Here is a 25,297-nt window from a genome sequence, read left to right as displayed (position 1 = left end):
GGCGGCTCCGTGGCTCGGTGCTCAGTCGCGACGCAGGGTCGGCTTGAGCTCCAGGAAGCGGGCGAGCAGGCCGTTGACGAAGGCCGGGGAGTCGTCCGTGGAGTACTCCTTGGCGATCTCGACGGCCTCGTCCAGGACGACCGCGTCCGGGACGCCGTCCTCCCAGATCAGCTCGTAGGCACCGAGGCGCAGGACGTTGCGGTCCGCGATCGGCATCCGGTCGAGGGTCCAGCCCACGGCGTAGGTCGAGATCAGCTCGTCGATCTTGCGGGCGTGCTGCACGTAGCCCTCGATCAACTGCATGGTGTACTCGCCGACCTGCGGGATGCCCTCGTCCGGCTTGGGGTCGCGCGCCCGCGCGATCCAGTCGGCGAGCACCCGCTGGGGGTCGACCCCGCGGTGGTCGGCCTCGAAGAGGATCTGGAAGGCCCGGGTGCGGGCCTTGGTGCGAGCAGCGGACACGGTTACTTGACCCGGCCCAGGTAGCTGCCGTCGCGGGTGTCGACCTTGACCTTCTCGCCGGTGGTGACGAAGAGCGGCACCTGGATCTCGGTGCCGGTCTCCAGGGTGGCCGGCTTGGTGCCACCGGTGGAGCGGTCGCCCTGGACGCCCGGCTCGGTCTCGGCGATCACGAGCTCGACGGCGGCCGGGAGCTCGACGTACAGCGGGGAGCCGTCGTTCTGCGCGACCAGGGCCTCGAAGCCCTCGAGCAGGTACTTGGCGGCGTCGCCGACCACGGACGGCTCGATGGTGAGCTGGTCGTAGGTGTCCATGTCCATGAACACGAAGTTCTCGCCGTCCTTGTACGAGAACTGCATGGTGCGCTTGTCGACGTTGGCGGTCTCCACCTTGACGCCGGCGTTGAAGGTCTTGTCGACGACCTTGCCGCTGAGGACCTCCTTGAGCTTGGTGCGCACGAAGGCCGGGCCCTTGCCGGGCTTCACGTGCTGGAACTCGACGACGGACCACAGCTTGCCGTCGATGTTGAGGACCATGCCGTTCTTGAGATCGTTCGTGGAAGCCACGGGCGCACTTACTCCTGGATATAGCTGTCAAGGAACCAAGGGATTGCGCGTGCCGCGGCCGCCGGGGCGGCTACAGCGCGAGGAGCTCCTTGGTCGTGATGGTGAGCAGCTCGGGCCCGCCCTCTTCGAGGGGGCGCACCACGAGCGTGTCCTCGATCCGGACTCCGCCCTTTCCGGGGATGTGCACCCCGGGGCCGACGGTGACCGGCACGCGATTGTCCAGTTTACCCATGTCCGCGGGCCCGAGACGCGGCGCCTCCCTGATCTCGAGTCCGATGCCGTGACCGAGCGGGTGCACGGCGTTGCCCGCGTGGCCAGCGGACTGGAGGATCTCGCGGGCGGCCAGGTCCGGTGCGTGCTGCGGGACACCCGGCTGGAGGGCCTCCCGGCCGGCCCGCTGGGCGCGGAAGACCAGGCGGTGCAGGTCGACCTGCCAGGGGGCAGGGGCGGCGCCGATCACGAAGGTGCGGGCGGTGGAGACCCGGTAGCCGCGGTACTGGGCGCCGAGCACCACGGTGAGGAAGTCGCCCTCCTCGACCCGGCGGTCGGTGGGCAGGTGGGCCTCCTGGCCGGAGTGGCTGCCGGTGCCGACCGAGACCGGGAAGGCGGCCCGGTCCGCGCCGTGGTCGATCATCCGGCGCTCCAGCTCCATCGCCAGGTGGCGCTCGGTGCGGCCGACCAGGATCGACTCCAGCAGCTCGCCGAGCGCCTGGTCGGCGATCTCGGCGGCGATCCGCAGGTCGGCGATCTCGTGCTCGTCCTTGACCACCCGCTGGCGCTCCACCGCGCGGGCCAGGTCCAGCAGGTTGACCCCCTTGGCCAGCCCGGCCACCGCGCGGTGCCGACTGACCGTCAGGTCGTGCTCCTCCACCGCCAGGTCGCGCACCCCCAGCCGGGCCGCGGCCTCGGCGGCGGCCAGCGCCGTGTCGGTCTCGCCGGGCACCGGCACCCGGGAGAGCTCGGGGTCGTCCGGCACCAGGTGCTCCCCGGTGTCGTCGGGGGGCAGGTCCTCGGGCAGCGCGAGCAGCGCCCTGTCCCGGGTGAGCAGGAGGGTGGCCCCGCAGGGCGCGCAGCCGGTCAGGTACCGGACGTTCGCGGGACGGGTGACCAGCGCCGCGTCGGCGCCGGAGGCGCTGCAGTGCTGCCTGAGCCGTTCCCGCCGAGCCCCGTGTGCGTCAACCATGCCCCGAGCCTAAGAACCCCACGCCCGCCCCGCCCGCCGAACGCACCCGCCCGTGGCCGCCTCGCCCCCGCACCGCCCCCGCACCGCCCGGAGGGCGGTCAGGGGCGCGAGGAACTGCGCGAGTCGGAGAAGGAGACCCGTTTGCCGGGTACGGAGAACCAGTTGCAAGTGAATGTCCGTACCCGGCACACGGTCGACGCCTCCCGCAGCGCGCAGTTCCCCGCGCCCCCGGTGTGACCACCACCCCACGCCGGTCGACCTCGGTCACGCCGCCGAACGCCAGCCGAGGGCCGGAGCGAGCCGGGTGGCGATGTCCGTGAGGATCTGGACGTAGTCCTCGTGCTCGAAGCTGAACGGCAGCGCGAAGACCGCTTCGTCGACCGCCTGGAACCCGGCGTGGGCGTACAGCCGTTCGGCGATCTCGGCGGAGGTCCCGACCAGGTCCGGCGCGAACATCATCCGGGACGGCCCCTGCGGGGTGGCGGTGCGCGGGAGCCGGTTCCGCGCGTACGCCAGGTACTTCGCGCGCTGCTCGGGCGTGGCGCTGTCGGTGGGGACGACCACCAGCCCCTGGGAGACCCGGGCGCGGGCGCCCTCCGGGTGGTGGCTGCGGAAGGCGTCGATCTGCGAGCGCTGGATGGTGGCGAAGTCCTCCGACTCCTCCGCCCGGACCACGTTGCTGGTCAGCAGGTTCAGCCCCTGCTCGCCCGCCCAGCGGGCCGAGCGCAGGCTCCCGCCGCCGTACCAGAGGCGGTCCGCCAGGCCGGGGGCCACGGGCTGGACCCGGTCGGAGTACACCTCGATGCCTTCGACGCCGCTGAAGTCGGTGGCGGGCTCGCCCTTGACGAAGTCCAGCAGTCGCCGCACCCGCTCGTAGCCGAACTCCTCGACCGCCGCGGTGTCCGGGTACAGCGCGGGGGCGACCTGGTCCCAGTGACCGGGGCGGCCGACGCTGACTCCGGGGTTGAGCCGGCCGCCGGAGAGGAGGTCGACGGTCGCGAGGTCCTCGGCCAGGCGCAGCGGGTTCTCCCAGCCCAGCGGGATGACCGCGGTGCCCAGTTCGATCCGGTGGGTGCGCTGGGTGGCGGCCGCCAGGACGGCGACGGGCGAGGAGATCCCGTACTGGAGGTGCCGGTGGCGCACCCAGGCGCCGTCGAAGCCGAGCTGCTCACCGAGTTCGATGATCCGCAGGGTCGACTCGTGGCCCTTGCCGGGATCGGCGGGGTCGAACAGCCCGATGGTCAGGAAGCCCAGCTTGCGCAGGGGCTGGGAGGGCGAGGGCACCGGGGGCCTCCGTTCTCCGCGACGGGCCGGACGCGGTACGGCGCGGGTCGACCGACACGGCCCGGCCGGTCACCGGGCGCCCGGCCACCGTCACACGCGACGGGGGAGACGATCAAGGGTCGGGCCGGAATGGACATCGGGGGCAACACGGCCGTGACGTCCCGGCAGTACGTGGGCCCCGGTCAGCCGGCCGCGACCTCCCGCAGCGCCGTCTCGATGCTCGCCGCGATGTCGGTGACCGGGTACTGGACCTGACGGACCGTCCGGTCGGGGCCGATCACCAGGGTGAGGCGCTTGAGGCGGGTGGTGCCGCCGGCCCGGAGGGTGGGGAGGCGCAGCGCTGCGGCCAGTTCGAGGGCGGCGTCGGAGAGCAGGGGGAAGGCGAGCCCCTCGGCCTCGGTGAAGGCGCGCTGTTCGTCGGTGCGCTGGGTGGAGACGCCGTGCACGGCGGCCCCGGCGGCGGTGAACTCGGCCAGCCGGGCCTGGTAGCCACGGGATTCGAGGGTGCAGCCGGCCGCGCCGGGGACGGCGCCCCAGCCGGGCGGGTAGAGCTCGGGGCGGGCGAAGGCCCCGGGGAAGCAGTAGAGGACGGTGAGCCCGGCCACCGGGTCGAGCGGGCCGTCCGCCGTGGGGAGCAGCAGCTCGGGGACCCGGGTGCCGAGCAGCGCGTGGACGCGCTCGGCCTCGCGGGAGTGCTCGTCGGCGGTGGCCGTGTAGCTGCCGTCGCCGAGCAGCCAGGTGTCGCCCCAGTCCTGGAGCGCGACCAGCACCGGCAGCAGCCCGCGCCCGCGCTCGGTGAGGCGGTACTCGTAGCGCGGCGGGCGGCTCTGGTACGGCTCGCGGCTGAGCACCCCGGAGTCCACCAGCAGGGCCAGACGCTCCGTCAGGACCTTCCGGGAGAGGCCGAGTTCGTGCTGGAGGCCGTCGAAGCGGTGCTGGCCGCGCGCGATGTCGCGGACGATCAGCAGCGTCCAGGCGTCGCCGACCACGTCCAGGGACTGGGCGACGGCGCAGTTCTCGTCCCCGGGCCCGCCTCGTCTGGGCACCCGACCTCCTCCGCCGACCACCGATTGCCGTTGACCCTCACCCTCCCATGCTGGCATAGTCCATTCCTCAAAGGAACTGACTAGCGGGGGCCGATCACGTGCGAGCAGTACCGAGGGCCGTCTGGCTCCTGTCGGTGGGCATCTTCGTCAACACCATGACCGCCTTCACCTTCGTCTACCTCTTCCTCTTCCTGACCGCCGAGCGCGGCATCGGCGTCGCCGAGGCGGGCCTGGTCGCGGGCGTGGGCGGGATCGGGTCGGTGGCGGGGAACTTCACCGGCGGCTGGTTCGGCGACCACTTCGGCCACCGGCGGGTCCTGCTGATCAGCTCGGTGGTCTCCGGCGCGGGGCTGATCGTGCTGCCGGTGCTGCCGGTCGCCGCCCTGCTGCTGGTGCTGCCGCTGTCGATGTACGCCTCCGGCGCGGCCCGGGCGGCCAACGCCACCCTGGTCACCGCCGCCGTCCCGGCCGGGGCACGGCGGCAGGGCGTCGCGGTGATGCGCTTCGCCGGGAACGCGGGCTTCGCGCTCGGCGCGCCGCTCGGCGGTCTGATCGCGGCTCAGGTCTCGTACGGGTGGCTCTTCCTGGCCGACGGGATCGGCGCGCTGCTGTTCGCCGGGTACGCGGCGCTGGTGCTCACCGCCGACCCGGGCAGGGCTGAGCGGGCCGCCGTCGCCGCCGGGGGCGAGTCGCTGTGGAGCGCGCTGCGGGCCCGGCCGGGCCTCCTGGTGCTGCTGCCGGCCGTCGTGGTGATCGACACCGTCTACCGTCAGCAGTACGGCACCCTGCCGGTCTTCCTCCGGGACCACGGCATCGGCAGCGAGGTGTACGGCGCCCTGATGGCGATCAACGGCGGCGTGATCCTCTGCCTGGAACTGCCCGCCACCGTGGCCCTGCGCAAGCGCTCCCCGCTGCGGATCATCGGCGCCGGCCTGGGCCTGGTCGGTCTCGCCTACGGCCTGCTGGCGCTCGGTGCCTCGGTCTGGCTCGCGGTCGCCACCATGGCACTGCTGACCCTAGGCGAGATCCTCTACAAGACCCCCGCCACCGCCTACGTCGCGGACTGCGCCCCGCTCCACCTCCAGGGGCGCTTCCAGAGCCTGTACGCGGGCGCCTCGATCAGCGGCTCCGTACTCGCCCCGGCGATCGGCGGGGCGGTGTACGACGCGGCGCCCGGCCTGCTCTGGCCGCTCTGCGCCGGGGCCGGCCTGCTCGCGGGGGCGGCGGTCCTGCTGGCCGCCTCCCCCGCCCTGCGCTCCCGGCCCCCGCTGCCCGCGACGGCGACCGGGGCGGCCGGGGCGGCCGGGGCGGCCGGGGCCCTGGAGCACGCCTGAGCAGCCGTCACGGTGCCCTCGGCGGGCAGGACTTGATCCGGTCGGCGGCCTCCGGAAGGCTCCGGCCGCCCGACCCGGCGAGCGGCCCGGCGGCCGCGCCGGGGCAGGTCAGCCGGAGTTGACGGACCGCGCGTACAGGAACCGTCGGGCGGCGGGGATGTGAGAAGGTCGTGCCGCCCCACCCGTCCGGGGTCCCGGACCGCCACGGGGCCCGCACCGCCCAGGAGGTAGCGCGGATGACCCGCCTCGAGCGCTGGGAGTGCCGCACCCAGCTCCCGCTGATGGTCCTGTCGGTGCTCTTCGCGGTCGCGTACGCCGCGCCGATCCTGCACCCCGAGGGCTCGGTCGCGCTGCTCCACGCGGCCTGGTGGACGGAGTGGGTGGTCTGGGCCGCGCTCACCTGCGACTACCTGGTGCGGTTCTACCTGGCCGAGCAGCGCTGGCGGTTCGTCCGCTCGCAGCCGCTCTCGCTGCTGGCCGTGGTGCTGCCGCTGGCGGGGCCGCTGCGGCTGCTGCGGCTGGTCTCCACCGCGGTGCTGGCCGGGCAGCGGGTGCGGATGGCCGCCCAGGTGCGGCTGACCACCTACGTGGTGGGGGCGGTGATCGGGCTGCTGGTCTTCGGCTCGCTGGCCGTGCTGGACATCGAGCGCTCCTCCCCCACCGCCAACATCAAGACCCTGGACGACGCGCTCTGGTGGTCCTTCACCACCATGACCACGGTCGGGTACGGCGACCACACCCCGACCACCGGGCTGGGCCGGCTGCTGGCGGTCGGGCTGATGCTCTCGGGCATCGCCCTGCTGGGCGTGGTGACGGCGAACATCGCCGCCTGGTTCATCTCGCGCGCCGACGCGGAGGAGCGGATGGACCACGTCAACCACCTGGCGATCCGCGAACTCACCGAGGAGGTCCGGGAGCTGCGCCGCCAGGTGGCCGAGCTGTCCGCCACCGTTCCGGACGGACTGGTCGGCACTCCGTCAGGTGCGGGGGAATGGACCGGGGCGGGGCCGCGTTGAGCCGAGGTGAAAACGGTTTCCAGTCGGTGACGGCCGGGAACCCCGAACCCAGGAGGACCGGATGGCCAGCACCGACCTGCGCCCGATCGTGAAGCTGAAGTCCACGGCCGGGACGGGCTACACCTACGTCACCCGGAAGAGCCGGCGCAACGACCCGGACCGCCTGGTCCTGCGCAAGTTCGACCCGGTCGCCCGCGAGCACGTGCTCTTCCGCGAAGAGCGCTGAGCCCCGCCCGGCCCCGGGCGGCCCCTCCGGGGGAACCGTCCGGGGCCGGTCCACGTCCCCGCCTGCGGGGCGGCCGGAGGCTCACCCGTCCCGGTTGCTAGCATCCGGTCCTCGGCGCAGCTCGGCCGGTACGTCGGAGGGGGCAGGGAGATGGCACGTCCGCTGGCCGCGGGGCTGCTGGCAGCGTCGGTGGTGTTGACGGCGGTTCAGACCGCGCAGGCCGCCGAAGTGCGCAACGGCAGGATCACCACCACCTTCGGCGGGGTGCCCGCCACCCTGCCGGTCGGCGGGACCTTCGAAGTCACCCTGACCGTCAGCTCGACCTCCCCGCACCGCATCCAGCCCGGCGGCTTCTCGCTCGCCGTCTCCACCAACGCCCGCACCGGCGGCGTCCCCACCGACGGGATCACGGTGGTCTGGCAGGACCCGGCGAACGGGGGCTGGCGCCCCTCCGACCGGGTGGACCCGAGCGGCCGCTGGAGCCTGACCGAGCCGGCCGGCGCCGTCACCGTCCAGCCGCACGGCACCCTGACGGTCAAGGCGAAGGTCACCCTGGCGGGCAAGGCCGCCAAGGGCAGCTACCAGCTCGTCAGCAGCGGCCTCGACGCGCCCGTCCTGATCAGCACCGGCGAGGATCCGGCCACCGGTGGCCTGGAGGGCAAGGAGCAGGCGCTGGCCGTCTTCCAGTACGGCGGCCCCGCCCCGAGCCCCACCCCCAGCCGCTCCGGCCGCGGCACCGCCTCGCCCAAGGCCACCGCCAAGCCCTCCGGCACCGCCTCGCCGAACGCGCAGCCCTCCAGCGAGGAGCCCGCCCCCGTGGCGGCCCCGGCCGCCGCCACCGGGCCGGACCCGTTCTCGCTCTGGCTCGCCGGGCTGCTCACCGTCGCGCTGGCCGCCTTCACCGTGCACTCGATCCTCCGGCGCCGCCGTCGCTGATCCCCGCAGGGGTGAACCGGGCCCGGGCAACGGTTCGGCCACCGACGGGTGAACAGGAGGCCGTTCCCCGGACGCCGCGCGCCGCACTGCGGGATAACGGTGGCCGAACCGGACCGCCGCACCCTCGAAGGACCGTGACCCATGCCGCTCAAGAACTACGGCGTGCTCTCCGCCCGCGCCGTCGCCCGCCGCCGCGAGGGCGCCACCGACACCCCGCACTACCAGATCCACCTGCGCGACACCCACGGCACCGACTACCGGGCCGCCGTCAACGTCCAGTCCCAGCAGGCCCCTTCGGAGCTGCTGTACGCGGTGGTGGACGACTTCCGCCACCCACTCACCGCGCTGCTCCCGGCCACCGGCACCGGGTGGGCGCCGCTGCCCTCCAAGGCCGGCACCGCCGCGGTGGACTTCATCCGGGGCAACCTCTTCGACCCGGCGAAGCTGCGCACCCTGCCGCCGGACCTGCCGGGCGTGGACAACGACCTGGCCGACCTGCTGGACCACTTCGTGCTGCGCGCGGTCGCCGACCCGGCGGCGGTGCTGCACGTCTTCGGCGAGCGCTTCGGCCCGGAGCCCGGCAAGCCGGACAAGGTCTTCGGCTTCGAGCCGGGCAACGGCGTGCACGACGTCCACATGAACCAGGGCAACAGCGGCCGGTTCAAGGGCGACGACGGGGTCTACCAGGACGGCGCGCTGCTGGTCCACCTGCCCGCCGAGGACCGCTGGATCGCGGTCTTCCTGGCCTTCCAGTCACAGGCCTGGCACACCGACGACGCCACCGGCCACACCCTCCCCGGCACCCCCGGCCGCCCGGACGACCACACCCCGGCCGGCCTGCGGATCGTCTCCGCCCTGGTGAACCCGGTCGGGCCGGACCGGGGCCGGGAGAAGGTCACCGTGCTCAACACCTCTGCCGCCCCGGTCGACCTGACGGGCTGGCAGCTGGCCGACCGCTCCAAGCGCCGCCTGGCGCTCCCGGCCCAGCGGCTGGAGCCCGGCGCCAGCCTCGCGGTGAGCGGCGGGAGCGGCTTCGAGCTGGAGAACGGCGGCGGGGTGATCACCCTGCTGGACCCGGCCGGGCTGAAGGTGCACGGCGTCTCGTACACGGCCAAGCAGGCCAAGCAGGAGGGCCGGACGCTCACCTTCTGAGCCGCGGCCCTCCGGGCGGGGCAGCTGCGGGAAGGGCCGAAGGCGCGAGCTCCCCTCCGGCCCCCGCTTCACCCCGGTCCTCCCGCCCGGAGGGCTCACTCACCCGGCCGTCGTCGCCCGCCCGGAGCGCTGCCCCCGGGCGGGCGACGGTGCGTCAGAGCGGCCAGCCGTCCCGGGTGGTGATCGTCCGGGCGTACGGGCCCTCCGGGCCGGTGGAGCGGTAGCTCTCGACCGCCGTGGCGGTGCGGACCGGGGTGGCGCCGTCGCGGCGCTCGGCGGTCGGGGCGTAGGTGTGGTCCAGGGTGCGGCGCACCCCGTCGGCGGTCTCGGTGCGGTGCCGGCCCATCACCATCGAGGTGCGCTGGCCGTCCTGGCCGTAGCGGTAGTCCACCGTCAACGGGACGCCCTCGCTCACCGTCTCCACCCGCTGCGGCCCGCCGCCCCTGCGGTGCGTGGTCCAGGTCTGGTCCAGCCGGTTGGCCAGCTTGAGTGCGGCGCCCTCCTCCCGCAGCTGCTGGGTGGAGCCGAAGAGCTGACTGCTGCTCACCTCGGTGCGGACCCGCCCGTGCGAGGTCTGCACCCAGCCCTCGGCCACGTCCTGCCGCCGTGCGGTGACGGTCCAGTCCCCGCTGCCGCCGCCGAGGTCGGTGAGCGCGGTGACCGGCTCGACGGCGGCGGCCACCTGGTGGCGGGTCAGGGCGCCGGTGGTGCGGGCGCTGCCCTCGTCGACCTCGGCGAAGAGGTTGAGCTGGCCGGTCCAGGAGTCGTTGCTCTGCTGCTCGGCCCGGTTGAGGGTGACCGAGAGGGTGTGCGGGCGGCCGTCCAGCAGCAGCCCGACGTACGGGGTGAGGTCCAGGCGGTAGGCGGGCAGCTCGAAGGCGAACAGGCCGGGGGTGGGCCGCCAGAGCAGCGGGTCCCAGCCGCCGGTGTAGATCACGGGGTAGGGCCAGACCGCGCCGGCCACCACGCCGTCCACGGCGAGCCGCAGCTCGCGGAACGGGCCCTGGCCGCAGTACCCCCGGCCGGGGTTGGCGGTGACGAACTCCTGCGGGGCGGAGGCGTAGGCGAACTCCTCGCAGGCCCCGCCGCCGCGCACGTAGAGCTCGGCGGTGAGCGCCTCCAGGTTGGGCGGGAAGCTGTACTCCCGGGCCGTGGAGAGGCGGGAGGCGTCCAGGGTGAACGGGCCGGAGGTGAGCACCCGGTCGGCGGTGCGGGCGGCCGGCCACTTCGGCGAGGCGGTGTAGAAGGTGACCGAGGCGGAGATCACGAAGACCCCGGTGTAGGTCTCGTTGGTGACGTTGGCCAGGTCGAACTCGAACGGCCGGCTGCCCGTCAGCACCGGCGCGTAGCGGGTGAGGTCGCGCTCCAGGCGCCACTCGATGCCGTCCTTGGAGGGCTCGGGGGTGGAGGAGAGCAGCACCTCGACCCCGCCGACCCGGACGGTGAACAGGCGGTCGTACTGCCGCCCGGCCACACTGCCGTGCAGGTCCAGCACCACCATCGACCAGGCGCCGGCGCAGGCGGGCGGCACCGTGAGGGTGCCCGCGTACGGGGTGTCCGGAGGGTTGCCGTACCCCTCGCGGAAGGCCCGCTCGTGCATCACCTCGACGGTGCAGGAGCGGGTGTCCGGGCGGGTCAGCGGCTTGGCCGCGGTCATCGGGTCGTGGTAGTCGCTGCCGAAGTCGGCGTGGGCGGGGGCGCCACCGGCCAGCACGGCGGCCAGGGCCAGCAGGACGGCGCCGATCGCGCGGGCCGCGCGGCGCAGGAGCGAGGGTGCGGGCAAGACGGCCTCCGGATGCCGGTGCTGACGGATCGTCAAGGGCACCGGCATCCTTCCGCTGCTGTACTGAACCTGTCAATCAGCCCGCGGGGCCGCCCTCACGCCCGCTGGCAGCTCGGGCACCAGAAGAGGTTGCGTGCCGCGTGCGCCTCCGTGCGGACCTCGGTGCCGCAGACCAGGCAGGGCATCCCGGCGCGGCGGTAGACGTAGACCTCGCCGCCGTGGTCGTCCACCCGGGGCGGGCGGCCCATCGCCTCGGGGGTGTGTTCGGGGCGGACGGTGTCGATCCGGCCGATCATCGCGCCGTCGGCCATCAGCACCACCAAGTCCGCCCAGACCGCGTCCCACTCCTCCCGGGTGAGGTCCCTGCCCGCCCGGTGCGGGTCGATGCCCAGGCGGAACAGCACCTCGGCGCGGTAGACGTTCCCGACGCCGGCCAGCACCTTCTGGTCCATCAGCAGCGCGGCGACGGTGGTGCGGCTGCGGCTGACGTACCGCCAGGCGTCCTCGGAGGAGGCGCCGGGCCGCAGCGGGTCGGGGCCGAGCCGGGCGTGCACGGCGGCCTTCTCGGCGCCGGTGAGCAGCTCGCAGGTGTTCGGCCCGCGCAGGTCGGAGAAGAGCTCGTCGTTCTCCAGCCGCAGCCGGACCAGGCCGACCGGGGCGGGGGCGGGGGCCGGGCCGAAGGTGAACTCCCCGTACAGGCCGAGGTGGACGTGCAGCCAGCGGTCCTCGGAGAAGCCGAGGAAGAGGTGCTTGCCGTGGGCCTGGGCCTCCGTCAGGACCTGACCGTCGATCAGCCGCGCGCCGTCGGCGAACCGCCCCTGCGGGCTGGAGACGGCGACCGGACGGTGGGCGAAGCCCTTGGCGTGCTCGGTGGCGAGACGGTGGATGATGTGGCCCTCGGGCAAGACGGTCCCCTCCCGGACGGTGACGGCGAGGGCTCCATTCTCTCAGCCCGGACCGACACCCCCGACGGGCCGCCGGCCGCCCCTCCAGGGACTTCCCAGGGGCGCGACGGACAGGGTTCACGCCCCCGCCATCTCCGCACCACCCTGTGGCCACCCGCCGAGGTGCCGTCAGTGGATGGATATGCGCCAGCACCCGTCGCACACCGGCCACCACCGCAGGAGTCGCCCCATGAGCCCCGCCCCCGCCCCGCAGCACCGCACCCGCGCCGTGCTCGCCGCCGCCGCGGCCGGTCTGCTCGCGGTGACCGGCCTGACCGCCGTCGCCTCCCCCGCCGCCGCGGCCCCGAACCCGGCGCTGAAGGCCCAGCCCGGCGACCTGCTGGACGTCACCCTGGACCAGCTGCGCCCGACCCAGCCGGCCGTCGGCTACGACGAGGTCTACTACAAGCTCGGCCGCTACACCTCCGCCAAGGACGAGGCCAACGGCAACTTCAACAAGCGCTTCGACGACTGGTGCGAGACCAACGGCCAGGGCGTGGCCGCCACCGTCCAGCCGGGCGCGAAGATCTCCGACGCCTCCACCTTCACCTGCACCATCGCGGTGGGCCAGGAGACCGAGGAGAGCCGCTCCGAGATGAAGACCGTGGTGGTGGGCCCGGGCGGCGCCCTCTACCTGACGGACGGCCACCACACCCTGACCTCCTTCCTGGAGGCCCCGGACGGCGGGCAGAAGCTGCACATCCGCCTGATCGTCCAGGCCAACTACAGCAAGCTCCCGCAGGCCGAGTTCTGGCAGCAGATGCAGGAGCACAAGTGGGTGCGCCTGCTGGACGAGAACAACCAGGCAGTCACCGTCGCCCAGCTGCCCACCCGCCTCGGGCTGGCCAACTTCCACGACGACCCGTACCGCAGCCTGGTCTACTTCACCCGGGACATCGGCTACGCGGTGCCGGCCGACGCGGCCGAGTACCTGGAGTTCCAGTGGGGCGACTGGCTGCGCGGCCAGGGCATCGGCCTGCCGGGCTCGTACGACGCCACCAACGCGGCCTCCTACCTGAACGCGGTGCGCACCGCCTCGCAGGCGATGACCGCCGTGCCCGGCTCCACCGTGGTCACCCCGGACGGCCGCACCGCCGACCAGCTCGGCCGGATGGCCTCCTGGAACAACGGCAAGAAGCCCACCGGCGGCGAGTTCGGCAAGCTGAGCACGCCGATCACCGACGCCAAGCCCGGCAAGATCGCCTACGCGCTGGACTTCCGCGCCAAGGTCCCCGCCGGCCCGGCCTGCACCACCACCCTGACCGGCCGTCACAACGGCCCGCTGGTGGTCGGCTCCGGCACCACCTGCCTGACCGGCGCCCAGCAGTTCGGCCCGGTCGTGGTGTACGGCGGCGCCAGCCTGGTGGTGAAGGGCTCGGAGGTCACCGGTCCGGTCCAGGCCGTCGGCGCGGGCACCGTGCAGCTCTGCGGCACCGTGCTGACCGGCCCGCTGAGCGTCGTCCACACCAAGGACAAGCTCACCCTGTCGGCCCCCGGCTGCACCCCGAACACCCTGAACGGCCCGGTCCAGCTGGTCGGCAACCCGGCCTGATCCACCGGACGGACCCGGGCCGCCGGCTGACGGCCCGTCAGCGGCCCGGCTGTCCCCCCGCGTGGGCGGACAGCCGGGCCGCCACCACGCGGTCCAGTGCGGCCGCCGTGCCCGCCACGTCCAGCTGGGAGTTGTCGATGATCGGCAGCCCGGTGCTGTACCAACCGGCCATCCGGCCGTGGATCCGGGCCACCTCCTCGTCCGCCAGCCGCCGGTTGCCGCTGCGGCGGGCGTTGCGGGCCAGCACCGAGTCCAGGCCGGGGAGCAGCACCACCGGGATCATGCCCGGGCCGATGTGCCGCTGCCAGCCGCCGAGGCCGACGGCGGGCTGGTCGGGGAAGACCGCGTCGTCGATGATGCAGGAGATGCCGTTGGCCAGGTAGTTGCGGCAGGCGAAGCCGCAGGTGCGGCGGGCCAGCCGGTACTGCGCCTCGGAGGCGTCGTTCCACCCGGACTGCGGGTCGGCGAAGCCTGCCTGCACCCACTCGCGGACGTCGTCCAGCGAGATGTGCGCGGTCGGCGTCGGACGGCGCTCGGCCCAGTACCGGGCCACCGTGGTCTTGCCGGCCCCGGCCGGGCCGATCAGCAGCACCGCCAGGGTCGGCTGCACCGCGAACGGCGGGGGCACGGGGGCGCCGTGCGCCATCGGGAAGTGGCCGGTGTGCGGGGGCGGCGCTACGGGGTACGGCGGCCGGGCCGGCGGCGGGGGCCCGACCGGGTACGGCGGGTGCCCGCCCGCGGGCGCGAAGGAGTGGCCCGGCGGCGGCACGTGGCCCCCCGTACCCCCTGCGTACTGCGTCACTTGCACCTCCCGTCCGGGAGACTACACGGCGCCCTGGTGGCGGGCACAAGCCCGCCACCAGGCAACTGATCGTCCGTCAGGCCGGGCCGGACGCGCCGGGGGTCACTTGGTGACGAGCTGCTCGGCCAGCGCGCGCAGCGCCAGCTCGTAGGAGCCGATGCCGAAGCCGGCCACCGTTCCGGAGGCGACGGCGGCGATCACCGAGTTGTGCCGGAAGGTCTCCCGGGCGTACGGGTTGGAGATGTGCACCTCGATCAGCGGCGCGGTGCGCTGCGCGGCCGCGTCCCGCATCCCGTACGAGTAGTGGGTGAACGCCCCGGGGTTGATCACCACGGGGGTCCGCCCGTCGGCCGCCTCGTGCAGCCACTCGATCATCGCCTGCTCGGAGTTGGTCTCCCGGACCTCGACCTCCAGGCCGAGCTCCTTGCCGAGCGCGGTGCAGCGCTCGACCAGGCCGGCGTAGGAGGTGGCGCCGTAGACGTCCGGCTCCCGGCTGCCCAGGCGGCCGAGGTTGGGGCCGTTGAGCACCAGCACCCTGGTCACCTCGGGCGCCCCGGTCACGAGGACACCTCCGCGTAGGCGGCGACCAGCACCTGCGGATCCGGGCCCTCCAGCACGGAGGTCTTGCCCAGGCCGTCCAGCACGATGAAGCGCAGCAGGTCGCCGCGGGACTTCTTGTCGATCCGCATGGCGTCCAGCAGCTTCGGCCAGGCGTCCGCCCGGTAGCTCAGCGGCAGGCCGACCGAGGCCAGCACCGAGCGGTGCCGGTCGGCCGTCTCGTCGTCCAACCGCCCGGCGAGGCGGGCGAGTTCGGCGGCGAAGACCATGCCGATGGAGATCGCGGCGCCGTGCCGCCACTTGTACCGCTCGTTGCGCTCGATGGCGTGGCCGAGGGTGTGGCCGTAGTTGAGGATCTCCCGCAGGCCCGACTCCTTGAGGTCGCCGGAGACCACGTCGGCCTTGACCTGGATGGCCCGCCGGATCAGCTCCACGGTGTGCGGGCCGGCCGGGGTCTTCGCCCCCTCCGGGTCCGCCTCGATCAGGTCGAGGATGACCGGGTCGGCGATGAAGCCGCACTTGATCACCTCGGCCAGACCGGAGACGTAGTCGTGCTTGGGCACGGTCTCCAGGGTGGCCAGGTCGGCCAGCACGCCCACCGGCGGGTGGAAGGCGCCGACCATGTTCTTGCCCTCGGCGATGTTGATGCCGGTCTTGCCGCCGACCGCCGCGTCCACCATGCCGAGCAGCGTGGTGGGCATCGAGACCCAGCGCACCCCGCGCAGCCAGGTGGCCGCCACGAAGCCGGCCAGGTCGGTGGTGGCGCCGCCGCCGAGGCCGACGATGACGTCGCTGCGGGTGAAGCCGGTCTGGCCGAGCACCGACCAGCAGTACGCGGCCACCTCGGCGCTCTTGGCCTCCTCGGCGTTGGGCACCTGGAGGACGATCGCCTCGTAGCCCTCGGCCGCCAGGTCCTCGCGGATCGCCTCGCCGGTGGCCTCCAGGGCCTCCGGGTGGATGATCGCGACCCGCTTGGCCCTGGTGCCGATCAGCCCGCCCAGCTCGCCCAGCAGCTGGTGCCCGATCAGCACGTCGTACGGGTCGTGCCCGGCGCTGCCGCCGACGTGGATGGTGACGGTGTCACTCATGCCTTCAACTCCAGTGCTTCCAGTACGGCGTCCGCGACCTGCTCGGGGGTGCGGCCCTCGGTGTCCACCACGGCCGTCGCCACCTCCAGGTAGAGGGGACGGCGGGCCTCCATCAGCTCGCGCCAGCGGGCCCGCGGGTTGATCGCCAGCAGCGGCCGGGGCGCGTCCAGGCCGACGCGCTTGACCGCGTCGCCGAGCGCGACCTCCAGGAAGACCACCGGCAGCTCGCGCAGCACCTCGCGGGTGGCCTCGGCCATCACCGCGCCGCCGCCCAGCGAGAGCACCCCGGGGTGCCCGGAGGCGGCGGCCGCGACGGCCGCCACCTCCAGCTCCCGGAAGTGCGGCTCGCCCTCGTCCACGAAGATCTCCGGGATGGGCTTGCCGGCCGTCTCCTCGATGTCCGCGTCGGTGTCCCGGAAGGTGACGCCGAGGCGCTCGGCGAGCAGCCTGCCGACGGTGCTCTTGCCGGCCCCGGGAGGGCCGACCAGCACGACCACCGGTGCGGTCATCGGACGATCAGGTTGTCGAGGTAGCCCTGCACGTTGCGGCGGGTCTCGGAGACGTTGTCGCCGCCGAACTTCTCGGCCACCGCGTCGGCCAGCACCAGCGCCACCATCGCCTCGGCGACGATGCCGGCCGCCGGGACGGCGCAGACGTCGGAGCGCTGGTGGTGCGCCTTGGCGGGCTCGCCGGTGCGCACGTCCAGGGTCTGCAGGGCGCGCGGCACGGTGGCGATCGGCTTCATGGCGGCGCGCACCCGCAGCAGCTCGCCGGTGGAGAGGCCGCCCTCGGTGCCGCCGGAGCGGCCGGAGGTGCGCTTGATCCCCTCGGGGGTCGGGACGATCTCGTCGTGCGCCTTCGAGCCGGGGACGCGGGCCAGGTCGAAGCCGTCGCCGACCTCGACGCCCTTGATCGCCTGAATGCCCATCAGGGCGGCGGCCAGGCGCGCGTCCAGACGGCGGTCCCAGTGCACGTGCGAGCCCAGGCCGACGGGGACGCCGTAGGCCAGCACCTCGACCACGCCGCCCAGGGTGTCGCCGTCCTTGTGGGCCTGGTCGATCTCGGCCACCATCGCCTTGGACGCGTCGGCGTCCAGGCAGCGCACCGGGTCCTCGTCGAGGCGGGCCTCGTCGGAGGGCAGCGGCAGCACACCGGCCGGGGCCTTGGCGGCGGCCAGCTCGACCACGTGCGAGACGATCTCGATGCCGCAGGTCTCCTTGAGGTAGGAGCGGGCGACGGCGCCGAGCGCGACGCGGGCCGCGGTCTCACGCGCGGAGGCGCGCTCCAGGATCGGGCGGGCCTCCTCGATCGAGTACTTCTGCATGCCGGCCAGGTCGGCGTGGCCGGGGCGCGGGCGGGTCAGCGCCTCGTTCCGGGCCAGGCCCGCGAGGACCTCCGGGTCGACCGGGTCGGCCGACATGACCTGCTCCCACTTGGGCCACTCGGTGTTGCCGACCATGATCGCCACCGGGCTGCCCATGGTCTCGCCGTGCCGGACGCCGCCGAGGAAGGTCACCTCGTCCTGCTCGAACTTCATCCGGGCACCGCGGCCGTAGCCGAGCCGACGGCGGGCCAGCGCGTCGGCGACCATCGCGGTGGTCACCGGCACCCCGGCCGGCAGGCCCTCCAGCGTCGCGACCAGTGCGGGGCCGTGCGACTCCCCCGCCGTCAGCCAGCGCAACGTACCCAACGGAGCTCCTTCGTCAGCGGCCCGCAGGCCAGGCGTTCGTTCCCCTCGATCCTTTCATGCCGGGAAACGGAACGGTCGCACGGTCCGCGTTGCGGACAGGAACGGTCCGAACCTTGTCAGCTCGAACGGACCCCGTCAGACCTCTCCTGCCAGGGCTTTCTCGCCCGCGGCGCGCATCGCGTCGAGCGGGCCGCGCCCGATGCCGGTGAACTGCTCGAACTGGAGCACCGCCTGATGGACCAGCAGGTCCAGGCCGCCGAGCACGGTCGCCCCGCGCGCCTCCACCGCCGCCACCAGGGCCGTCGGCCAGGGGTGGTAGAGCACGTCGAACAGCGCCCCGGGCGCGGCGGGCAGGGCGTCCGCGAAGTGGTCGGTGGCCCCGGCCGGGGTGGTCGAGACGGTCAGCGGCGCGGCCAGCGCGGCCGCCCCGTCCTCCCACGGCGCCGTACGGAGCGTCAGACCGAGCCGCTCGCCGAGCTCCCGCATCTCGGCGGCCCGCTCGGGGCTGCGCACGTGGACGGTCACCTCGCCGGTGCAGACCTGTGCCAGCGCGGCCAGCGCCGAGGAGGCGGTGGCCCCGGCGCCGAGCACCGAGGCGGCCTCCACCCGCTCGATGCCGCGCTCGCGCAGCGCGTTGACCAGGCCCGGGATGTCGGTGTTGTCCCCGCGCAGACGGCCGTCCGCACCGAACACCACGGTGTTCACCGCGTCCACCGAGAGCGCGGCCGCGCTCACCTCGTCCAACAGCGGCATGACCGCCCGCTTCAGCGGCATGGTCAGCGACAGCCCGGCCCATTCGGCCCGGTCGAGCCCCTCGACGAACCCGGCCAGCCCGGCCTCGTCCACCTCGTGCCGCCCGTACCGCCACTCCGTCAGCCCGAGCGCCTCGTACCCGGCCCGGTGCAGCACCGGGGAGAGCGAGTGGGCGATCGGCGAGCCGAGCACGGCGGCCCGGTGCTGCGTGGTCACATCGTCCTCACTTGCACTGACCTGCCTTCTGGTCGAAGCCCTTGCCCTGCCCGGTGCACCACTCCTGGACGTTCTTCAGGTGCTCGTCCCAGGTGGCGGCGAAGCGGGTCTCCTGCGGGTTCATGGCGATCCAGTAGATCCAGTCACCCGCGGGCGGGTTCAGGACGGCGTTGATCGCCTCCTCGCCGGGGTTGGCGATCGGGGTCGGCGGCAGGCCCTTCCGCTTGTACGTGTTGTACGGGGTGTCCTTCTCGTGCTCGGCCGCCGAGAAGGTGGTGCGCCCCAGCTCGTACTGCAGGGTCGTGTCCAGTTCGAGCCGGCCCCAAGTCCCCTTGGGCGGACCGGCGTTGATGTTGAGGCGGTTGGACATCGCCCGTGCCATCTTGCCGAAGTCGGCCGAGTTGTTGCCCTCGGCCTGCAGGATGCTGGCCGCGATGACGACCTCATAGCCGTTCTTGACCCCGGCCTTCTGGGCGCCCGCGTCCAGGCCGAGCGCCTGGTACTTCTCGGTCGCGGTCTTGACCATCTGCTTGAGCAGGTCCTCGGGCTTCATGCCCTCGCTGATCGAGTACTTGGCCGGCCAGAGGAAGCCCTCGATGTTGCCGTTGGCGTACGGGGGCAGGCCGAGGTCGTTGACCTGGGCCTTGGCCACGTTCGCGGTGGTGCCCGGGGCCAGCTTGAGCTTGGCGTCGATCCGCTTGTAGATGTCGACGGCCTTCTGGCCCTCGGGCAGGATCAGCGCGGCGCCACCGGCCGAGTCCACCAACAGCTTGACGGCCGCCTCGGCGGACATCTGGTGGTGCATGGTGAAGAAGCCCGGCTGGATGGTCATCGCCTTGGGGTTCTTGCCGTAGGCGTTGCGGAAGGCGTCGAGGCTCTTCACCACGCCGGCGTCGAGCAGCACCTTGCCCATCGCGTCGCCCGTGCCCGGCTTGATCTCGATCTGGACCGTGCCGGTGCCCTCGCCCACGAAGTCCGGCGGCGGGCCGAAGTGCTTCTGGTAGAAGTTGTAGCCCCAGTAGCCACCGCCGGCCAGGCCGCCGATCAGGACCAGGGCGACCACCAGGCAGGCGCCGCTGTTCTTGCGGCCGGCCTTCTTGCCCTTCTCCTTGCGGCGCTTCTCGGCCGAGCGGGAGTCGTCCTGCTCGCCGAAGAAGGACTCCCGCTCCGGGTCGTGCTCCTCGGCGTACTCCTCCTCCGCCCAGTCGTCCTCGGGCTCGGGCTCGGCCGGCACGCGGGCGGGGGCGTCCAGCGCGGCGGCCTCGGCCTCCCAGTCGATGCCGTCGGGGCCCGGGCCGGAGACCGGCTCGGCGCGCCGGCGCGCCGGCTGCGGCTGGGCCTGCTGCGGAGGCATCGGCTGCTGGGGCACCTGCTGCTGCGGGTAGCCCTGCTGCTGGTACGGCTGCTGCGGGGCCTGCGGCTGCTGCTGGTAGGGCTGCTGGCCGTACTGCGGCTGCTGCGGGGCCTGCGGCTGCTGACCGTACTGCGGCTGCTGCGGCTGCTGGGGGTAGCCCTGCTGCTGCGGGTAGCCGTACGGACCGGGCTGCTGGGGCTGCTGCGGTTGCTGAGGGTAGCCGTACTGCCCCGGCTGCTGCCCCTGCTGTCCGGGCTGCTGTCCCTGGGCGTAGCCGCCGTACCCGGGGTCGCCCGGGTGCCACGGCTGCGTGCCCTGGGGCTGGTAGCCCCCGCCCAGATCCGTCATCGATCCCCTTAAGCCGATCCGGCAAGCCTCTCGAACCGGCGTGCTAGCGACACGCCTGGAGGGAGACGTTACCGTACCGCAGGGTACGTCCCCGCTGGACGGTCTCACCCTCAGTGGCCGGTGGCCGCCGGGGACGGACGGGCGGCGCGTGCCGCCTGACGTGCGTTGAACTCGGCGACGTTGCGCTGGTGCTGCTCGAAGCTGTCGGTGAAGCGGGTGTCCCCGGGGGCCACGGTGACGAAGTAGAGCCAGTCCCCCTCGGCGGGCTGGACGGCGGCCTGCAGGGCGTCCCGGCCGGGGTTGGCGATCGGGGCGGGCGGCAGGCCGGGGTGCAGGTAGGTGTTGAACGGCGAGTCCAGCTTGGTGTCACCCGTCGTGGTGGTCAGGGTGGAGCGGCCCAGCGCGTAGTTGATGGTGGAGTCGAACTGGAGCGGCATCCGCTTCGCCAGCCGGTTGTGCACCACCCGCGCCACCTTGGCCATGTCCTCCGCGTTGTCCGCCTCCCCCTGCACCAGGCTGGCGATGACCAGCAGCTCGTACGGGCTGCGGCCGAGCAGGGGCCCGGCGGTCTCCAGGTCGTCCGCCGCCTGGGCCTTGCCGGCCTGACGGACCATCTGCTGGAGCATGGCCAGCGGGGTGGTCTCCGCGGTGACGGGATAGGTCGAGGGGAAGAGGTAGCCCTCCGGGTTCCCCCCGGCCTCGGCCGGCAGGCCGAGCTCACCGGTGCGCTGCTCGGCCACCGCCTTGGTGGTGCCCGCGGTCAGCTTGAGCTTCTGGTCCACGGCCTCGTAGACCTGGGCGGCCCGGCGGCCCTCGGGGATGGTGAGGGCGTTGGCGTTGGCGGGGTCGAGCAGCACGTTCAACGCCGAGGCGGCGGGCAGCTTCTGACGGAGCGTGTAGGTGCCGGGCTGGATGCTGTTGCCGGCCGGGCTCTTGGCGGCCGCCTCGGTGAAGGCCCGGGTGCTGGCCACCACGCCCTCCTTGACCAGGGTCTGGCCGATCTGGGCCACGGTGGCGCCCTGGACCACCGATACCTGGGCCGAGCCGGTGCCGGAGCCGCTGAAGTCGGCCGCCCGGACCGGTTCGTCCCGCGGCCACCAGAGGTAGCCGACCAGCACCGCGGCGCCGAGCACCCCGGCCAGCGCCAGCACGCTCAGGCAGCAGGCCAGGCCGGTGCGCAGCCGCCGCGGGTCGTGCGCGGGGGCGCCGGGCGGCGGGCCCGGGGTGCGGCCCTCGGGTTCGACCACCGGGGCGCCCAGGTGACCGGGCGTCAGGCCCGGCGCGCTGTACGGATCGGTCACGGCTCGTCCCCTCCGGCTGCCCTGGAACCCGGGGGTCGCAACGGCCCGGGAATGCGGAACGGGGCACCTGCGGCATTCCGCAGGTGCCCCGTCCGGGACGCTATTGCACGATGATCAGCCGACCGGCACGACGCTCTCACCGGGGGGCCTGCCGCTCACCCGTTCGGTCTCAAGGGCGTTCTGCAGGATCACCACGGCGGCCGCCTGGTCGATCACCGAGCGGCCCTTCTTGGCGTTGCGGCCGGAGGCCCGCAGGCCCTGGGCGGCGGTGACGGTGGTCATCCGCTCATCCACCAGCCGGACCGGCACCGGGTAGAGCAGCATGGCCAGCCGGCCCGCGTACTCGCGGACCTTCGCGGCGGCCGGGCCCTCCTTGCCGCTCATCGAGCGCGGCAGGCCGACCACCACCTCGATCGCCTCGTACTCGTCCGCGATCGCCTTGAGCCGGGCCTGGGAGCGGCCCCCCGCCGGGACCGTCTCCACCGGGGTGGCGATCAGCCCGTCGGGGTCGCAGCTGGCGACCCCGATCCGGGCGTCCCCCACGTCCACGGCGATCCGGCGGCCCCGGCGGAAGACCTTCTCCTCCTGAGCCTCCATCAGCGGGCGCGCTCCGCGACCAGGCCCTTGACGGCGGCGATCGCCTCGTCCAGGGCGGCCGGGTTGGTGCCGCCGCCCTGGGCGACGTCGTCCTTGCCGCCACCACCGCCGCCGAGGGTCTTGGCGGCGACCTTGACCAGCTCGCCGGCCTTGACGCCGCGCGAGCGGGCGTCCTCGTTGGTGGCGATCACGGTCAGCGGACGGTCGTTCGCCACGGTGAAGGCGGCGACCACGGCCGGGCGGGCGCCGAGCCGGGCCCGGACGTCCAGGACCAGCTTGCGCAGGTCGTCGGCGCCGGTGCCGTCGGCGACGCGGGCCGCGACCACCGAGACCCCCTGCACGTCCTCGGCGCCCGCGGCGAGGCCGGAGGCCAGCGCGAGCACCTTCTCGGCGCGGAAGCGCTCGATCTCCTTCTCGGCGTCCTTGAGCTTGGCGAGCATCCCGGAGATCTTCTCCGGCAGCTCCTCCGGGCGGCCCTTGACCAGCTCGGTGAGCTGGGCCACCACGGTGTGCTCCTTGGCCAGGAACTTGTACGCGTCGGAGCCGACCAGCGCCTCGACCCGGCGGACACCCGCACCGATCGAGGACTCGCCGAGCAGCTTCACCAGGCCCAGCTGGGCGGTGTTGCCGACGTGGGTGCCACCGCAGAGCTCCTTGGAGAAGTCCCCGATGGTGACCACGCGCACCGAGTCGCCGTACTTCTCGCCGAACATCGCGATGGCGCCGGCCTTGCGGGCCTGGTCCATCGTCATGACCTCGGCGGTGACCTCGAGTTCACGGGTCAGCACGTCGTTGATCTTCTGCTCGACGTCCACCAGGACCGAGCCCGGCACGGCGGCCGGGGAGCCGAAGTCGAAGCGGAAGCGGCCCGGGGCGTTCTCCGAACCGGCCTGGGCGGCGGTCGGGCCGAGCGCGTCGCGCAGCGCCTGGTGGGTCAGGTGGGTGGCCGAGTGGGCGCGGGCGATGGCCCGGCGGCGGTCCAGGTCGATCTGGGTGTACGCGGCGGCGCCGAGCACCACCTCGCCGACCACGACCGTGCCCTTGTGCACCGTGACGCCCGGCACCGGGGCCTGCACGTCGCGGACCTCGATCACCGCGCCGGAGTCCAGCCGGATCCGGCCCTGGTCGGCGAGCTGGCCGCCGCCCTCGGCGTAGAACGGGGTGCGGTCCAGGACGACCTCGACCTCGTCGCCCTCGTGCGCGGCCGGGGCGGAGACGCCGTCGACCAGCAGGCCGACAACGGTGGACTCGCCGTGCGAGTCGGTGTAGCCGGTGAAGACGGTGGCGCCGGAGCGGTCCGCCACCTCGCGGTAGGCGGAGACGTCGGCGTGGCCGTGCTTCTTCGCCTTGGCGTCGGCCTTGGCCCGGTCCCGCTGCTCCTTCATCAGGCGGCGGAAGCCGTCCTCGTCCACCGAGAGGCCCTGCTCTGCGGCCATCTCCAGGGTGAGGTCGATCGGGAAGCCGTAGGTGTCGTGCAGCTGGAAGGCCTTGTCACCGGCCAGCACCGAGGAGCCGGCCGACTTGGTCTCGGCGACCGCGCCGTCCAGGATCGTGGTGCCCGAGCGGAGCGTCTGGAGGAAGGAGACCTCCTCGGCGACGATCACGGTGGTGATCCGCTCGCGCTCCTTGTAGAGCTCCGGGTACTGCGGGCCCATGGCCTCGATGGTGACGTCGGTCAGCGCCTTGGCGACCGGGTCGGTGGCGCCCAGCAGGCGCATGTTGCGGATCGCGCGGCGCAGGATGCGGCGCAGCACGTAGCCGCGGCCCTCGTTGCCGGGGGTCACGCCGTCGGAGACCAGCATCACCGAGGTGCGGATGTGGTCGGCGACCACGCGCAGCGAGACGTCGGACTTCTCGGCCGCGCCGTAGCGGTGGCCGGTCAGCTCGGCCGCCCGGTCGAGGATGTGCCGGGTGGTGTCGATCTCGAAGAGGTTGTCGACGCCCTGCAGGATGGTGGCCAGACGCTCCAGGCCGAGGCCGGTGTCGATGTTCTGGCTGGGCAGGTCACCGAGGATCGGGAAGTCGTCCTTGCCCGAGCCGGCGCCGCGCTCGTACTGCATGAAGACCAGGTTCCAGATCTCCATGTAGCGCTCGCCGTTGACCGCCGGGCCGCCCTCCTCGCCGTACTCGGGGCCGCGGTCGTAGTTGATCTCCGAGCACGGGCCGCACGGGCCGGGGACGCCCATCGACCAGAAGTTGTCGGCCTTGCCCAGGCGCTGGATGCGCTCGGCCGGGACGCCGATCTTGTCGCGCCAGATGGCCTCGGCCTCGTCGTCGTCCTGGTAGACGGTGATCCAGAGCTTCTCGGGCTCCAGGCCGTAGCCGCCCTCGGCGACGGGGGTGGTCAGCAGCTCCCAGGCGAAGCCGATGGCACCCTCCTTGAAGTAGTCGCCGAAGGAGAAGTTGCCGCACATCTGGAAGAAGGTGCCGTGCCGGGTGGTCTTGCCGACCTCCTCGATGTCCGGGGTGCGGACGCACTTCTGCACGCTGGTGGCGCGCGGGAAGGGCGGCTTGACCTCGCCGAGGAAGTAGGGCTTGAACGGCACCATGCCGGCCGGGACCAGCAGCAGGGTGGGGTCGTCGGCGACCAGGGAGGCCGACGGCACGACGGTGTGGCCGCGCTCCTCGAAGAAGCGCAGCCACCGGCGGCGGATCTCTGCCGACTCCATCATTGGTCCTTCCGGTTGGGGCCGCCGGGCAGCTCCGGGAGCTGACGCGGCGTCGAATCCATGTCTGAGGGGGTGGTGCGGGCACTGCCGAGACGGGGGCGCTGGGCGGCGGCCGGGGAGCCCGGTGCCGCCTTGATAGCTCGCGCCGCCCCGATCGCCGGGTCCGCCGCGGCGCCGCGCAGCGCCTTGCGGCGCGGGGGCTCGACCACGGCGGTGCCGTCCAGGCCCAGGTCGTCGCGGAGCTGGCGCTCGCGCTCGGTCATCCCGGCGCGCACGTCGGCGGCGAACCGCTTGGCGGCGTCGCCGAGTTGGAGCGCGCCGCGGGCGGCGGTGCCGGAGAGGCTGTCCGGGGTCATCCGGTGCACGGCCTCGTTGGCCTTGTTCATGGCCCAGACGGTGGCGCCGGCGCCGACCGCCATCCAGAAGATGCGTCGCACCAT

At 73.5% G+C, this 25,297-nt stretch carries 24 protein-coding genes; 6 read left to right on the top strand and 18 right to left on the bottom strand.

Annotation, left to right across the window (positions count from 1 at the left end; translation table 11 throughout):
* Positions 1 to 21 precede the first annotated feature (21 nt).
* The 5 genes from nusB to ACWCYY_RS03185 form a co-directional block, all read right to left on the bottom strand.
* Positions 22 to 462: a transcription antitermination factor NusB gene (gene nusB / locus ACWCYY_RS03205; RefSeq protein ID WP_345283287.1), complete on the bottom strand. Its 441-nt coding sequence runs from the start codon at positions 460 to 462 to the stop codon at positions 22 to 24.
* Positions 463 to 464: 2 nt separating this feature from the next.
* Complete coding sequence (gene efp, locus ACWCYY_RS03200) at positions 465 to 1,025, bottom strand: elongation factor P (protein ID WP_345283286.1); 561 nt, start codon at positions 1,023 to 1,025, stop codon at positions 465 to 467.
* 70 nt (positions 1,026 to 1,095) lie between these two features.
* Complete coding sequence (locus tag ACWCYY_RS03195; protein ID WP_345279066.1) at positions 1,096 to 2,208, bottom strand: M24 family metallopeptidase; 1,113 nt, start codon at positions 2,206 to 2,208, stop codon at positions 1,096 to 1,098.
* Between the two features lie 264 nt (positions 2,209 to 2,472).
* Positions 2,473 to 3,492 (bottom strand): LLM class flavin-dependent oxidoreductase, encoded by a 1,020-nt coding sequence (locus ACWCYY_RS03190; protein WP_449794916.1) that lies wholly within the window; start codon positions 3,490 to 3,492, stop codon positions 2,473 to 2,475.
* 182 nt (positions 3,493 to 3,674) lie between these two features.
* Positions 3,675 to 4,538 (bottom strand): winged helix-turn-helix transcriptional regulator, encoded by an 864-nt coding sequence (locus ACWCYY_RS03185; protein WP_449794915.1) that lies wholly within the window; start codon positions 4,536 to 4,538, stop codon positions 3,675 to 3,677.
* Between the two features lie 98 nt (positions 4,539 to 4,636).
* Here ACWCYY_RS03185 and ACWCYY_RS03180 point away from each other — a divergent pair, with 98 nt between their 5' ends.
* The 5 genes from ACWCYY_RS03180 (at position 4,637) to ACWCYY_RS03160 (ending at position 9,202) form a co-directional block, all read left to right on the top strand.
* A complete protein-coding gene (locus ACWCYY_RS03180; RefSeq protein WP_449794914.1) occupies positions 4,637 to 5,872 on the top strand; it encodes an MFS transporter in 1,236 nt (411 codons plus the stop codon).
* A gap of 236 nt (positions 5,873 to 6,108) precedes the next feature.
* Entirely contained in the window at positions 6,109 to 6,888 is a 780-nt protein-coding gene (locus tag ACWCYY_RS03175; protein WP_449794913.1) for a potassium channel family protein, read from the top strand.
* Between the two features lie 61 nt (positions 6,889 to 6,949).
* A complete protein-coding gene (gene rpmG / locus ACWCYY_RS03170) occupies positions 6,950 to 7,114 on the top strand; it encodes a 50S ribosomal protein L33 (protein WP_345279061.1) in 165 nt (54 codons plus the stop codon).
* Positions 7,115 to 7,264: 150 nt separating this feature from the next.
* A complete protein-coding gene (locus ACWCYY_RS03165) occupies positions 7,265 to 8,050 on the top strand; it encodes a hypothetical protein (protein WP_345279060.1) in 786 nt (261 codons plus the stop codon).
* Positions 8,051 to 8,191: 141 nt separating this feature from the next.
* Positions 8,192 to 9,202, top strand: coding sequence for a DUF2278 family protein (locus ACWCYY_RS03160; RefSeq protein WP_449794912.1), 1,011 nt, complete (start codon positions 8,192 to 8,194; stop codon positions 9,200 to 9,202).
* A gap of 154 nt (positions 9,203 to 9,356) precedes the next feature.
* Here the strand turns inward: ACWCYY_RS03160 and ACWCYY_RS03155 are convergent, their stop codons facing one another.
* Positions 9,357 to 11,021: a peptide-N4-asparagine amidase gene (locus ACWCYY_RS03155; RefSeq protein ID WP_449794911.1), complete on the bottom strand. Its 1,665-nt coding sequence runs from the start codon at positions 11,019 to 11,021 to the stop codon at positions 9,357 to 9,359.
* 59 nt (positions 11,022 to 11,080) lie between these two features.
* Positions 11,081 to 11,890 (bottom strand): Fpg/Nei family DNA glycosylase, encoded by an 810-nt coding sequence (locus tag ACWCYY_RS03150; RefSeq protein ID WP_345279056.1) that lies wholly within the window; start codon positions 11,888 to 11,890, stop codon positions 11,081 to 11,083.
* 229 nt (positions 11,891 to 12,119) lie between these two features.
* Between ACWCYY_RS03150 and ACWCYY_RS03145 the strand changes: the two genes are divergently transcribed.
* Positions 12,120 to 13,481 (top strand): ParB/Srx family N-terminal domain-containing protein, encoded by a 1,362-nt coding sequence (locus ACWCYY_RS03145; RefSeq protein ID WP_449794910.1) that lies wholly within the window; start codon positions 12,120 to 12,122, stop codon positions 13,479 to 13,481.
* A gap of 37 nt (positions 13,482 to 13,518) precedes the next feature.
* On the opposite strand, the gene ACWCYY_RS03140 is transcribed toward ACWCYY_RS03145, so the two are convergent.
* The 11 genes from ACWCYY_RS03140 to ACWCYY_RS03090 form a co-directional block, all read right to left on the bottom strand.
* Entirely contained in the window at positions 13,519 to 14,283 is a 765-nt protein-coding gene (locus tag ACWCYY_RS03140) for an AAA family ATPase (RefSeq protein ID WP_345279052.1), read from the bottom strand.
* Positions 14,284 to 14,385: 102 nt separating this feature from the next.
* Positions 14,386 to 14,826, bottom strand: coding sequence for a type II 3-dehydroquinate dehydratase (gene aroQ, locus ACWCYY_RS03135; protein ID WP_449795117.1), 441 nt, complete (start codon positions 14,824 to 14,826; stop codon positions 14,386 to 14,388).
* A 14-nt stretch (positions 14,827 to 14,840) separates the two neighbouring features.
* Entirely contained in the window at positions 14,841 to 15,929 is a 1,089-nt protein-coding gene (aroB, locus tag ACWCYY_RS03130; RefSeq protein ID WP_449794909.1) for a 3-dehydroquinate synthase, read from the bottom strand.
* On the bottom strand, positions 15,926 to 16,438 hold the full coding sequence (locus tag ACWCYY_RS03125) for a shikimate kinase (RefSeq protein WP_449794908.1): 513 nt from the start codon (positions 16,436 to 16,438) through the stop codon (positions 15,926 to 15,928). Before ACWCYY_RS03125 ends, aroB begins: the two co-directional genes overlap by 4 nt.
* Positions 16,435 to 17,619 carry a chorismate synthase gene (gene aroC, locus ACWCYY_RS03120; protein WP_449794907.1) on the bottom strand — a complete coding sequence of 395 codons (1,185 nt, stop codon included), beginning with the start codon at positions 17,617 to 17,619 and terminating at the stop codon, positions 16,435 to 16,437. Before aroC ends, ACWCYY_RS03125 begins: the two co-directional genes overlap by 4 nt.
* A 135-nt stretch (positions 17,620 to 17,754) precedes the next feature.
* Positions 17,755 to 18,588 (bottom strand): shikimate dehydrogenase, encoded by an 834-nt coding sequence (locus tag ACWCYY_RS03115; RefSeq protein ID WP_345279044.1) that lies wholly within the window; start codon positions 18,586 to 18,588, stop codon positions 17,755 to 17,757.
* A gap of 7 nt (positions 18,589 to 18,595) precedes the next feature.
* Positions 18,596 to 20,290 carry an endolytic transglycosylase MltG gene (mltG, locus tag ACWCYY_RS03110; RefSeq protein WP_345279043.1) on the bottom strand — a complete coding sequence of 565 codons (1,695 nt, stop codon included), beginning with the start codon at positions 20,288 to 20,290 and terminating at the stop codon, positions 18,596 to 18,598.
* A gap of 110 nt (positions 20,291 to 20,400) precedes the next feature.
* A complete protein-coding gene (gene mltG, locus ACWCYY_RS03105) occupies positions 20,401 to 21,591 on the bottom strand; it encodes an endolytic transglycosylase MltG (protein WP_345279041.1) in 1,191 nt (396 codons plus the stop codon).
* A 114-nt stretch (positions 21,592 to 21,705) separates the two neighbouring features.
* The gene (ruvX, locus tag ACWCYY_RS03100) at positions 21,706 to 22,188 is read right to left on the bottom strand and encodes a Holliday junction resolvase RuvX (RefSeq protein ID WP_345279039.1); all 483 of its coding nucleotides are present in this window, start codon (positions 22,186 to 22,188) and stop codon (positions 21,706 to 21,708) included.
* Entirely contained in the window at positions 22,188 to 24,857 is a 2,670-nt protein-coding gene (gene alaS / locus ACWCYY_RS03095) for an alanine--tRNA ligase (protein ID WP_345279075.1), read from the bottom strand. Before alaS ends, ruvX begins: the two co-directional genes overlap by 1 nt.
* Positions 24,857 to 25,297 (bottom strand): DUF6167 family protein, encoded by a 441-nt coding sequence (locus ACWCYY_RS03090; protein WP_380150337.1) that lies wholly within the window; start codon positions 25,295 to 25,297, stop codon positions 24,857 to 24,859. The genes alaS and ACWCYY_RS03090 overlap by 1 nt, the downstream gene beginning before the upstream one ends.

Source organism: Kitasatospora sp. NPDC001664 (assembly GCF_053596675.1).
This window is presented reverse-complemented; position numbering and strand designations above follow the sequence as displayed.